General features: G+C 37.6%; 7 protein-coding genes. 5 read left to right on the plus strand and 2 right to left on the minus strand.

Annotated features, from left to right (window positions below; genetic code table 11):
- The first annotated feature begins 50 nt into the window (after window positions 1–50).
- Window positions 51–605 (plus strand): HPP family protein, encoded by a 555-nt coding sequence (locus AEA09_RS19265; protein WP_053585587.1) that lies wholly within the window; start codon window positions 51–53, stop codon window positions 603–605.
- Between the two features lie 381 nt (window positions 606–986).
- Window positions 987–2,462 (plus strand): hypothetical protein, encoded by a 1,476-nt coding sequence (locus tag AEA09_RS19270; protein WP_053585588.1) that lies wholly within the window; start codon window positions 987–989, stop codon window positions 2,460–2,462.
- Between the two features lie 97 nt (window positions 2,463–2,559).
- On the opposite strand, the gene AEA09_RS19275 is transcribed toward AEA09_RS19270, so the two are convergent.
- Window positions 2,560–3,744 carry a CaiB/BaiF CoA transferase family protein gene (locus AEA09_RS19275; RefSeq protein WP_053585589.1) on the minus strand — a complete coding sequence of 395 codons (1,185 nt, stop codon included), beginning with the start codon at window positions 3,742–3,744 and terminating at the stop codon, window positions 2,560–2,562.
- Between the two features lie 411 nt (window positions 3,745–4,155).
- Between AEA09_RS19275 and AEA09_RS19280 the strand changes: the two genes are divergently transcribed.
- From AEA09_RS19280 to AEA09_RS19290, 3 genes are all read left to right on the plus strand, one after another.
- Window positions 4,156–5,736: a sensor domain-containing diguanylate cyclase gene (locus tag AEA09_RS19280; protein WP_053585590.1), complete on the plus strand. Its 1,581-nt coding sequence runs from the start codon at window positions 4,156–4,158 to the stop codon at window positions 5,734–5,736.
- Window positions 5,737–6,240: 504 nt separating this feature from the next.
- Window positions 6,241–10,596: an S-layer homology domain-containing protein gene (locus AEA09_RS19285; protein WP_053585591.1), complete on the plus strand. Its 4,356-nt coding sequence runs from the start codon at window positions 6,241–6,243 to the stop codon at window positions 10,594–10,596.
- A 702-nt stretch (window positions 10,597–11,298) separates the two neighbouring features.
- Window positions 11,299–11,571, plus strand: a complete 273-nt coding sequence (locus AEA09_RS19290) for a hypothetical protein (RefSeq protein ID WP_053585592.1) — start codon at window positions 11,299–11,301, stop codon at window positions 11,569–11,571.
- A 161-nt stretch (window positions 11,572–11,732) separates the two neighbouring features.
- On the opposite strand, the gene AEA09_RS19295 is transcribed toward AEA09_RS19290, so the two are convergent.
- Window positions 11,733–13,445: an FIVAR domain-containing protein gene (locus AEA09_RS19295; RefSeq protein WP_053585593.1), complete on the minus strand. Its 1,713-nt coding sequence runs from the start codon at window positions 13,443–13,445 to the stop codon at window positions 11,733–11,735.
- Between the last annotated feature and the right edge of the window lie 69 nt (window positions 13,446–13,514).

A 13,514-nucleotide genomic window follows, 5' to 3' on the forward strand; every position in this document is an offset into this window, starting at 1 on the left:
ATGGGAAATGTGTAAATAATGCAGAATTTTGAATGTCGGGGGTGGCAATAATGAGAGAAGTTGCACACTTACAGGAAAAAGTGGGGAAGAAAAACCTACTAATCAGTTACATAGCAAAAATGCGTGGAGGTGAACGAGCGCCTTCAAGAACAAATCTCGCAGATGCAGCAACGGGAGCTTTCGGTGGATTAGTTTGTATTTTTTTATTGTTAGGTTTGACAAATTACACAGGCACACCGTGGTTAATGGCGTCATTTGGCGGTAGTTGTGTATTAGTATTTATTGTGTGGAACGCACCACTTTCACAGCCTCGAAATATTATTGGGGGGCATTTTATTTCCGCTTTTATCGGTTTATCAATGTACTCTATGTTTGGGACAAGCACGTTGTCGATCAGTTTAGCAGTATGTTTGACCATTTTTTTTATGGGATTTTTAGGTGTAATTCATCCACCTGCCGGAGCAAATCCAATTATCATTATTCTAGGGGGCTACAGCTGGAGCTATTTAGTGACACCTGTGTTAATTGGCGCCGTATTGATTGTTGTTATGGGGCTACTCATTAATAATTTGCGTGGGACAAGAAAATATCCAGTGTATTGGTGAAGCTACCATTATTTTTAGCCAAATTTTTTTGTAACTTTTTTTTAGTTGGTACGTCTACTTTTTGAGAAGTGGTAATAACTATGATTTATGGTGTGTGAGAAAACGCTAAAATTTGCTAGCGAAGATCCTTAGCCATACTGTATTTGCAGTGTACCTGGGCTACCAACCAAGGGAATAGCTGCTTGCAATATGTGCTTGTTAACCAAAAAATAGTATAATGTAAAAGCCATCTAAGAAAGTGAGTAGACATCATTTTCTTAGATGGCTTTTATGTATGTCTAAATATAAGCATCCCTATACATATCCATTATTTTCTCGCATATGTTGGATAGAATTTGTTATATTGAAGAAAGAGTGTTATTTAAAGGGGGCACTGGTTGTATGTTGCTGCATTGTGATGAGCAATTATTAACTGCGTATCGTCATAATGGTGAAAAGGGTGCTGAAGCGTTACTGTCGAAATGGGCGGAATATTCAGCTAATCCACAGAATAATCCACAATTTTTTGGACAAACTTTATCACCTGATTTGTTTTTAGTTAGTGAGGAAGTGGCAATGAATGTCGCGTTTTCGACTGCCCGTAAATATTGGGGGCGTGTACCTATGGAAGCCCAAGCCCTTTTTAAGAGGCAGGGCTTAGATTCAACGTTTATGAATGAACGGCTCAATTCGTTTTTCTATTCTCAGAAAGGGAAGGAGACGTTTTTTGAGCAGCTCTACGCACAACATACAATGAATGTTGAGCAACTAATATGGATCGTCTTTGGTAAACGTCGGGATGTTCATATACAAACAACAGAATTACAAACAATATTTTTATATAAAATTGAAAATGAATATATTGTGCATATGATCTATGAAGAGGATGCACAATTTTGGCATTGGCTTTTTATGAAAAAAGTGTACTCACTACTTATCCACAAACCATTGGAACAACTAACATTTATCCACGAAATGATGCGTCATTTTGAATATTCGGCACAGAAAAGTTATACACATGTGCATAACTTTTCGTATAATTATAAAAAAAATCTGGATAAGTGTATAACTCATGTGGATAATCAAAATCCTTCGTGTTTAGCAAAGAAGCAATTGCAGCTGTATCAAATTGTTGCGCATTACATGTGGACAGAGAATGATTTCCGGAAGGTAAGAGAACTAATTGCTTCTTTTGAAATAGAGTGGCGTTACTCGATGTATGCGTTGACGGAAAAAGAAAAAGTGTTGATTGCTTATATTTTATTGAATGTCGCACATCAGGAACAACATGAAGAAGATGTTATTCGATATGGCGAATATTTATTAGATGATGAACGGTTGAATAATTATGCAATTGAAATTATGCTGGAATATGAAGAATTATTACCGAATATAAAACCAACACCACAAGCAATCGTGAAAAACTACGCAAATAATTATTTGGAAAATTTATATGCGATACTATTGCAAAATTACGTTCAGACGGGAAGTTATGTTAAGGGTTTACGTTTTATAAAAGAGCATGCACTTGTCTCCAGTAAAAAAATTCATGAAGCATTAGTGCATAAAAAATATAACCAAGAGCAGTTTATTGCGATTGAATCTGCCATTCAAAAGGATATCGCCCTGCAGGTGAATAATTCATTACAACAAATTGGTGCATCACTAGAAGAATGGCGTCGGAACTATCGTGATCCGGAGGCACCTTATTATTTTACAGCGCAAAGTAGTTCGTTGAATATGATGAATATCATGAAAGTATTATTTGTTACGGAGCAGTATGAACTATTCGAAAAATTAATGGAAATGTATAAAAAATATTTGCTCGTCGACGAACATTTTGAAGAAATGCGCCTATTTATCAGTGCTTATGTCTGAACATTGTGACGGAATCAGTGTTTGGTAAAAATCCGCATCAGTAAAAAAGAACAAAAACGGGCTGGCTCAAATTTATATTGAGCCAGCCCGTTTCGTATTACTCCAGTACGCCTTTTTCTTGTAATGTAGCGATTTGTTCGACACTATAGCCAATGGAAGCTAGTACTTCCTCGTTATGTTCGCCGAGTTTAGCACCGACATGCTTATAGACTGGTTGAGCACCATCGAATTTGAAGGCAGAGGCAATTTGCTTTTGCATTGTCCCATCACTTTTTGGTATATCAACGATCATTTCCCTCGCTACAAGCTGAGGATGTTCACATGCCTCTGGGAATGTCAGTACTGGCTCGACACAACCTTCGAAGTCGTCATTAAAAATTTCGAGCCACTCCGCATACGTTTTCGATAAAAATGCATCATGTACTGCCTCTTTAAAGCGTGTTTGTGTATAGAATGAATCATTAAATGTATTGTCGATCAGCTCAGGAATATCAAGCGCTTCGCACAGTAGTCTACGGAATTGTGGCTCTAAGCTCCCTACTGAGAAGAAGCGACCGTCCTTCGTTTTATAGAAATCATAGTAACTACCGCCGTTTAAAATTTCTTGCTCGGGTTGTGGAATACGGCCACCCCCTATATAAGCAGAACCGTACATCGCATTGAGTGAGAAAATAGCGTCTGTCATACTAATGTCCACATATTGACCCTCACCTGTTTTTTCACGGTGCAGTGCTGCTGCAAGAACCCCGATTGCAGCATGCATTGTACCACCTGCAATATCGGCAAGCTGAATTCCCATTGAAACAGGCTTTTTATCCTTGTGACGTGAATAGTCGAGCACGCCAGCAAGTGACAAATAGTTGTTATCATGGCCCGGGCGATTGCTAAAAGGCCCTGTTTGCCCGTAACCCGTAATGGCACAATAAATCAGCTTCGGGTTCACTTCTTTTAACGACTCATAACCAATACCAAGGCGCTGCATCACCCCAGGTCGAAAACCTTCTACAATAATGTCAAACTCTCCCACGAGTGACTTAACAATTTCTACAGCTTCTGGCGATTTTAAGTTCAGTGTTAATGACTTTTTCGAACGATTTAGATGCTGGTGAATATACGCCTCACGATCTTCATCATAGGGCGGCATAATGCGTGTTAAATCCACGCGCTTGGAGGATTCTACATGAATAACCTCCGCCCCTAAATCAGCAAAAATCATAGTTGCCATTGGTCCTGGTAATAATGCAGAAAAATCGAGAATTTTTAACCCCTTTAAAATACCCAAATCTCCTCAACCCCTTTTGTTTAAGCATTCTCGCTACCCCTTTGAGTGTGTATTGGAATGCTTTTTTTATATTTCCAACCGTAAAAACACATTTAACAAGAAAACTGTATTAATACAGAATTTATAAAATTTAACAGTAGTATAACAGAATAACCTTCTAGTTGACTACGTATTTTTCATTATAATGTAAATTATCAGAAAATTATATGTCGGAATAACAATAAAAAAATAAAAAATTCCGAATATAGATATCTTGTCAAATTTCAGACAACAAACACCTGTTATTAGAAAATTTTAACAATATGTATTTAAAAATTCACTCTCAAAATATTTAATAAAATGCCAAAATTTAGTTTTGTCATGCTATGATAGTTTATATGAGTAAATATACTTAGGAGAATGAAATAGAGAATGACAAAATATCAATATTTTAAGCTGAAGCATTTGATTATAGGGGTAGCACTGGCGGCGTTTTTAATTACGCTTGTTAGCAGTTTATGGAGCGGTTATCGCGTAAATGTGAATACGATAAAAGAAAATACACTTGAAACCAATCGTGTCTATTCACAAAAACTTGCAGAGACTGCTAATGCATATTTAGAAGAGTCGTTTCAAATATTAGGATATAGTGCGAAGACGATAGCTGAAAAAATGGATGATGAGCAGGTATTATTTTCGGAAACAGAACGTATAAAATTGCAAAATGATATGTTTAATTCAGTGATTGTAACGAATGCAGATGGGCTTGTGCTATCGGTATCGCCACCTTCAGTTGAGGTGAAGGGCGAGGTGTTAACGTCTGATGGAGCGACTGAGGCGTTAGCACAAAAAGTGCCACTAGTATCTAAGCCATATGAAGGTATTACAGGCCGTTTACTTATTTTTATCTCACACCCAATTTTTAATGATGCGGGACAGTATGTAGGTCTGGTTGCTGGTACTATTTATTTAAAAGAAGAAAATGTGTTTTACAAATTACTTGGCAAGCATTATTACGATGATGGATCATATGTCTTTGTAGTCGACGAGGACGGGCGCATTATTTACCATGAAAACCCTACGCGCATAAATGATGATGCGATAAAAAATAAGGCAGTGCAAGCGGTGATTGCTGGTAATAGTGGTTCACAGCAGGTCGTGAATACGAGAGGTGTGGAGATGCTCGCGGGCTACAGTGCGATTCCGCTAGCAAAGTGGGGTGTGGTGTCACAAAGACCGCTTGAAGTAGCGATGAGTCCGTCGATGGATCATGTAAAAAACATGGCATATGTTGCGATGCCATTACTCGTGTTTTGTTTAGTGTTGGTTTTTTGGGCAGCTTCAAGAATAGCTAGACCACTGCAACAACTCGCTACTTTCACAGAAGAAAGTTTAGATACAAAAAATGTAAAAAGCTTAGAGTCTGTTTCAGGTTGGTACTATGAGGCATCTAGTCTGAAAGGTGCGCTTGTGCGTAGCTTATCATTTTTGCAAGGGCAAGTGTCGTTCTTTATGGATCAGTCTACAATAGATCCATTAACAGGTGTTACCAATCGTCGAACGATGGATGCACTATTAGCAGAATGGACAGATAACAATCTACCACATGCGATTATTTTACTCGATTTAGATCACTTCAAAAGCGTGAATGATACGTATGGACATGCAGTTGGCGATAAAGTCTTGAAGTTTTTAGCAGAAAAAATGGAAGCTGTCGCACGTGATAAAGATGTATGTTGCAGGTACGGTGGTGAGGAATTTATCGTGCTATTGCCCCAGACTACAGTAATAGAAGCAGAGCATATAGCAGAGCAATTGCGTGAAATATTAGCAAATACAGTGAGTCCATGTGGTCGAGCGGTGACATTATCTGCTGGGGTTGCAGAGTATCCGAAAATGGCCGAAACGACGGAGGCATTGATTGAAGCGGCAGACAAAGCCTTGTATCATGCGAAACAAACAGGGCGAAATCGTGTCATAGTTGCAGGACAAGAAAAACTGCAAGAAATTTAATGCCATTAGGATGTCCAAATTTTTTCAAACTATGTGATTATAAGTAAGCTCTACTATCTAATATTTGGGGGACTTGAATAAAGTGATAGTATGATGGGTAAGCTGTTATTAAGTTATCTACTATGTGAAATAAAAGTGATACTTAAAAGACACGTAAATTCGGGACACATCTATCCATCGACATGACAAGATATAAGGTTATCCCCCCTTTCCCTTATGACAGCATAAGTTCGATGCAGATGTATGCCTATATATTGTTGAAGCCAAGAGAGCACCGATGCTCCTTGGCTTTAAATTTTTTTGGAGTAGGATATATGATTGGTTAGATAAACAGTTTGGTACGCAAGGGTAGGTAGCGTCTAAACTGTTTTTTTATTACCCTTACATTGTATTATTTTAGGGTTATCTATGAAGGTAAGCTACTAACCTGTCGATATAGAAGGTATGATGAAAATAGAAAAATAGTATTTACTTGCATCAATTCGATAGGAAAGGAAGAGTGAGATGGATAAAACTAAAATCCAAAAGGTAAACAAGGCACTAATAGCAACTGTGTTTGCTACAAGTGGCATTGCGGTTGTTGTGCCTCCACCACAAAAAGCTTTAGCGGCTACTTCACCGTTTCTAGATATTACGCCATATTCGAGCCATTATGACAACATTCTAAACTTATACAAACAAGGTGCAATAGGTGGGTATCCTGATAAGACTTTTCGACCAAATCAAAATGTAACACGTGGTCAAGCAGCTAAAATGCTAGCAACGGTACTTAACCTTAGCTTGAAAAACCTTGATAATCCATATTTCACAGACGTACCGGCAAGTAATGAATACTATAAATACATTGCTGCCTTAGAAAATGCAGGTATTATGTCGGGCTATTCAAATGGTACATTCATGCCTAACGAAATTATTACGCGTGGGCAATTATCGAAAATGTTAGTGCTTGGTTTTAAATTCGAAGTATCTTCAAGCTACAATCACAACTTCAAAGATGTGAATAGCCAAACGAGTAATGCAGCGTTTATCCAAACATTAGTAGATTTGAAAATTACAGAAGGAACCACGCCTGTCACATTTTCTCCTTATAATGCGGTAACGCGTGGACAAATTGCCTCTTTCATTGTTCGGGCGCAAGATAAGAAAGAAAATGTAACGTCTTACAAAATTACAAGCATTGAAGACGATGTTGTTTACATAAATGCTGTGCCTTATACAGTGCCATCTAGTCTGGCAAATATTTTTAATGAGGATAACGAAGAGGTACTAAAAGGTGCTGTCATTGAAGGGACATTCACAGGTGGAAATTTAAGTTATGTCTCGAAGTTGACGTTGAATGCGAGCGGTACATATACAAATTACCTTGAGTTAAACGGAAGCAATAGTTCCTTCGGTGCCTCCATTGTGGTAAATGGTAATTATATTCGCTTTGCGGATGTGAATTTAACAGGCACTGTCTTTATTAACGAAACAGTGCGCCCGCCGCTAAATCTAAACCAAAATGTATCAGCTGGCAATAGTCTTCGGTCTATAGGACGTATTGCGAGTATCAACTCGGCGTTTATCAATTGGTCAAACCCTGATCAGCCAGCAGATAAACCATCTAAAGAAGACTCTTCAAATGGGCTGCAAAACTGGACAAATGAAAACAAGAACCCAGGTTCTACAGATGTACCGAAAAAAGATGACCCATTCGTGAACTGGTCGAAGGATCGTCTTGTGATGAAAAATGTGGAGAAGTATGTGGAGTTTTACAATAGCTCTACGCCACACTTAATCGTGTCACAAAATGCGACGAGAATCGAAACAAATAGGACATTACCTCGTGTAGATATCCGTGGCGACGTTCGTGAGTTTGAGATTATAGGTAATATCACGATATTAAATTTAAATACAGAAACGAAGCTAACTATATATGGGGAAAGCAATATTTACCGGATTAACAAATATAGCTATACAGACTTAGAGCTATATTTCGATGGTCGTGTAGGTATACTTTACATTGATAATTCATATGGTTGGGTTGATATTGGCGACTATACGTATATTGATAGAGTTATCCTACCAAAAGATGAAGGACCAAATAATATTTTCGATGATTTCCTAGAGGATAAAGATAACATTGGTGGCATTACGGATCCGGATGGCAAGCCAATCGATCCAGATGATCTTGAAAACCAAAAGCCTGCGGATAAAACGAAGCCGCTAGTGAGTATTACAAATCTTGAACTACTAAGTGGCAGTGATATTAGTTTCGATTTCACGTCTACTGAAGTCGGTACGTACTACTATATTATTCGTGAAAAAGATGCAGATCCACCGACAAAATCTGAGATGGTGAATCGCGTATCTTCAGACAATGTTGCAAGTGGTACAGGTTCAGCAGTAGTTGGGAAAAATACAGTTAAAGTCTCAAACTTAGGTGAAAAAAAAGAATACGTTCTTTATGTGATGGTCGTAGATGGTGCGAAAAACGTTTCGGACCTTGCGAACAAATCGTTCCAAATGAAGGATGGTTCACCACCAGCTGTGAAATCATTAACGGTTCTACCTTTACATGGTGGTAAGCGTGCCGAAATGAAATTCGTTGCGAGTGAGCCAGGCGAATACTATTATGTTGTACGCCCAAAAACATCTGCTCCTGATCCAACAACGAAAGATATTATAGCGAATCCTACAGACAAAGGCGAGGCAAAATCAGGTGAATTAGCAATAACAGAAATGTTAAAAGATTTAACAGCTGATACAACATACCAAGTCTATGTTGTGATGAAAGATAAATCGGGTAACTTGTCTATCGATCCACCGATATCAAAAGAATTTACGACAACTGCACCAGACAATGAGCATCCGTATGTAGCAGATGTGAAACTGTCGCCTGCAGGTAAGGAAAACCAATTTTATCTTAACGTTAGTGAAGCTTTAGATCCTGAAACCGCTAGAAATGTGCAAAATTACGATTTATCAGGAACAGTTATTGTCAACACATCTGGCCAACAACGCATTAAGCCATCAGCTGTTGAATATAAAGAGGGCGATAAAAAAGTATTATTAACAATCCCATCTGAAACAGGTTTCGTTTTAGGGGATACATTGCGTGCAACAGTACTTCCTGGTGTCAAAGACTTAGCGGACAATGAGTTCGTAAGTACAGCAACAGTGACAGGGGGATCGCCTGTTCAAAACTATGCGGAGTATACGCATACAAAGCACGATATGCCAGTCATTACAATTGAAAATGTTATCGGCAAGCCGGATGCATCAGATGGCTTTAACAGTGTAGAAGTAGAGTTCAAGCCAAATAAGGCGGGTACTTACTACTACATGGTACTCCCAGATACAGTTGTTGATGATGGTGTGACAAAAACATTCCAAGAATATATAAAAGATAAAGGCATTACAGAGCGCGATTTCGTCAATGAATTTGCAACGGATTCATCGTTACATTCAGGTTACTTCAAAATAGGTGGTAAGGAAATTTACATCGAAAGTGGCTTTGGCCCAGCAGATTTAGAAGATAAAACGAAGAAATTCCCGATAAAGATTCCAAAAGACAAGTTAAATCCATTTTTGAGCTATTCTGTTTACATGGTATTAAAGGACCGTGGTGGAGAAATTTCGAAAATCGTCTCAAAAGAAATTGTTGGCGACATGAAAGCGCCGTTAATTCGTGATTTAGTGCTAAAGCCGATGAAAAACGACGATACAAAAGCGGAAATCAGCTTCCACACGGATGAAACGACGAAACTACATTATTGGTTTGTGCCGAAAACAATTAAAGATGCAAGCGGTAAAGACATTCCAAATCCAGATGCTAATAGATTGATTGATACACCAGCACAGCGTAAGGAATTAGAGGCAAAACTAAAAACGAGTCCTTCTGTCACGAAAAGTGGCAAAGGTGAATTTGCATTAGCGGAAGCTAAAGGAGCTACATTAACACCGCATACAGACTACGTTGTCTATTTAGGAGCAGAGGATACCTACGGCAATATTAGTGTATACAAGGCCAATACAGCAGGGGATAATCACGATGAAACACCAGCTGGTTGGATGAAGCAGGACTTTTACTCAGATGGTACAGCACCACGTGTTGAAGATCCGATTTTCAAACGGATTGATGGTAAAACATTTGAGGTTACATTCTCAGAGGCTGTTGGGGATCCATCTTCACCAGGTAGTATCATTACTAATGGTAAGTTCTTTGACCTTACTAATCTAGATGGTACAACAGCAACATTACCAAGCTACACATGGGCATGGGACTCAGCTGCTGCGACAACCGATACATGGAAGCCACGTAAAATGATTATTACGTTTGCTACAGAAGTGAATAAAAACTTCGCTTTAACTGTAAATGCTAAAGTCACTGATAAAGGTAGCGCAACAATTGCTGGAACAGGCATTTCGTTTGCTGATGGTAAACCAACAGCAACTTATATTTATAGACCTTTAACAACAGCAATTGAAAGTGCTCAACTGAAAGATCCGATTGAAATTAACTCTATGGGTAACCGTAGTAAAAACATCAGAGTTACATTTGACTTTGTATTTAGTGATCCGTCAATTGTGTCCGGAGAAATGGTGGACTACTACTATAAAACATATACTAAGTCGTATGATTTACAGACGCCAAACCCAGTTGATAATGTAACGATTGAAGAGATTGTTGTTCCAGATGTTGGGTATGCATTAACTTCATTAAATCACGGTAATGGAAAAGCGAAATTTAGTGATGGGCGTATCGTTGCTGATATTACTCACAATACAGCCCCATTTATCGTTGGAGACCATATTATTATAGTTATTGTTGATAAATATGGTAATAAGTATAAAGTTCGAGGGAAAGTTAGTCAGTAAATTAAACTTTATTTCTCGGCAAGTTAAGAGGGTAGGGCTACCTTAAAGGTAGCCCTACTTTTTCGTGTACCTGCATGGACATAATTTTGGAGCGAAATCAATGATGAGAATTTAGGCTAGCTATGTTCATCAAGTATACCTAAATAGAAAAGCAGCTAGTAGTAAGAGGCTTTTATTTAGAACTATGATTGAATGAAAGATTATGGGTTTTAAAATAAGTAATTATAAAGTGATGTAATGATAACTTATCTACGTGAAAAAACACATTGGTAAAAACTCTATGAATACTTGCACTTATTTTGGTAGTTCGAATAGTAAGTTGGTTGCAGTAGATTTCACAGAATCAAAACTCATGGATTTTACGGTAAAGTAGCAAATACTTTAGAAGTCTGAGGTTGCGAGTAATCAGGAAATTCACGAAATGGGAATGCATTATATAAGAGAATATTAATCTAATAATCCTGCTATTTGTTATGATAGAAATCCTGAATTTATTCATTTAGGGTAAAGAGCTGATAAAAGCCAGAGACTCATTTTAGTATATCTTTGGCTTTAAAATTTTTTCTGGTACAGGTAGCGCTTAATCATATACTAAAGAGTTTTTGTATGTATTTCCAAAACACCTGCTATTTCATCAAGTCCATAACGGTGCTGAACGACACCTACGATAAAGCCCTCTTCTTGATTTAAGGATGATCGTTGATGCAACAACTTAGCGAGTTTTACATATACAAGCTAAACTACAATTTAGCCATTGGGATAGAGGGAAAGCGCCAGTCGATTCACCCAGAAGAAGAAAGAAGTTGTTTTGCGTTAATGAAGCTTTATGATGTCTTGAATAATGCGGTAGCTATCGAGGAACAGTATTTGCTATTAAAGAACATGCTGCAAGAACAATTTGAGGTAGGGCCAAGTGTAGAAATAGAAGATTGGTATAAAGAATGGGACATGTCACAACTCGAGGTTTTGGGCTGAGATGTGTCTTTATGTGAGATTGGAATGAGGCTGTCCAGAGGTATTTTAGTAAAAAAACGAATAAAAAGTAAAAGGCAGAAACATTGATTTAATAATGTTTCTGCCTTTTCAATTTCATGCGATTCTACTTCAAAAGGGACTTATGAGACAGCCTCTTTTCATTAGTATGGTCGAGAGCCATAGTTTTGGGAGAGTTCATAAGTGTAAATGGCGTTTTGTAAATTACTTGCCGCTGTATTGATTTGCTCTTGGGAAGCGTATTGATCGTTCATAATAGCTCTAGCTGATGTCTCAGCTGATATGAAGTTAGAATATGCATAAGTTGTAGTCCATTTTTCATTATAATAAACGTCCTGACCATTTTCAGAGTAGGAAATAGCAACATATTTTATGGAAGATAGCAATGATGATAGCCGTGATTTATCGCCATAGTATCCAGTATTACCATCATTTCCATATTTATAATTGTTCTTATAAGTCGTGATGGCATTATTTAAATTGTTGATGGCATTAGTAATCTCATACTGTGAAGCGTTGTAATTATTCACGATATTTCGAGCAGATGCAACAGCATTCACTAGCGCATCTTTTTCTACTTGAGTTGTCCAAGCGTTACTGTAATTTTGATTATTGCCATACCAATAAACATCTACATACTGAACGGAATTGATGAGATTAGTCAGTGTATTTTTATCGCCAACATAAGAATTTTGAGCGGCTTTGTAGATATTAATGGCGTTATTTAACTGTGTGATGGCATTTTGCACTTGCTCTTTTGTTGCTCTCGTATCGTTTGCTACGGCTTGAGCGCTGCTAACAGCAGTGTCGAATGCTGTTCTCACAGCTTGTGTCGTCCATTTTTCAGAAGTAAAGGTATTGTATCCATTATAATATCCATTATTGTATCCGTTATAATATCCATTATTGTATTCATTATTGTTTACAGGAACGTACTGGATAGAGGCAATTAATGCAGTTAATGCAGTTTTATCTACCACAGCATAGGTAACTTTTGCATTTTTATCGTCTACTTGCACCTTGCTGATATGATGGGATGAATCTAAAGCGACATTATTGCCACCTTTGACTGTAGCTTGCTCAATTTTACCGTTTCCTTGAAGACTAAAATCATTTTTAACATCAATAACAAGTTTCCCAACATCTGCATCAACTTCTAGTAAAGGAACATCATCAGTTACCTGAATATTAGAAATAAGTTTATCTGAACCTAACATTATCTTATTGCGTTGTACGTTAATATCTGGCGTAAGCATATCTTTAAGTGTAACATTTAGCCAACTTATTTTCTTCAGTCGTAAAGGTTGGAATGTGATCGTATCACCAACTGTGACGCTTTCGATTGTGATCGCTTTCTTTACTCGAGCAGTCACAATTAGTTCTTTTGAAATAGTTAGATTCTGTACTTTATTATAATCGCCAGTAACTGTGAGATTGCCGGAAATCTTAGCATTACCACCATCGAATACCACTGGTTTTTTGCTAGTACCCATTTTACTTAATGTCAGCGCTATGATATCTGTAACTTTCCCATTAACTACATTAACTGTAGCTTTTGCATTGGTAAGTGCCTGACGATTTGCAGTTTTAAAGATAGGCTTTAGAGATTCGCTAATTGTTAATTGCCCTTTTGAAGTTTGGACTGTATTACTTGAAAAACTTGTAATTGTTAGTGACACTTCTCCAGAAGGGATTACTTCTGCGGATGACGCGACTTTTTCAGTTGTTTGTACCGTATTGTAATTTGAATGATTTACAGTTAAATCATTCAAAGCTGCACTTGCAGTTGTTCCTGGTAACACCATGGATGCTGTTATAGCTGTTGCCATTAACGTAGTTAGCGCTTTATTTTTCAATATGACCACCCCTAATTAATGTATTTAATAACTAATATAACATATATTCCTATAATTTAGTAGTTTTTT

Source organism: Lysinibacillus contaminans (genome assembly GCF_001278945.1).
Lineage (GTDB): Bacteria > Bacillota > Bacilli > Bacillales_A > Planococcaceae > Lysinibacillus > Lysinibacillus contaminans.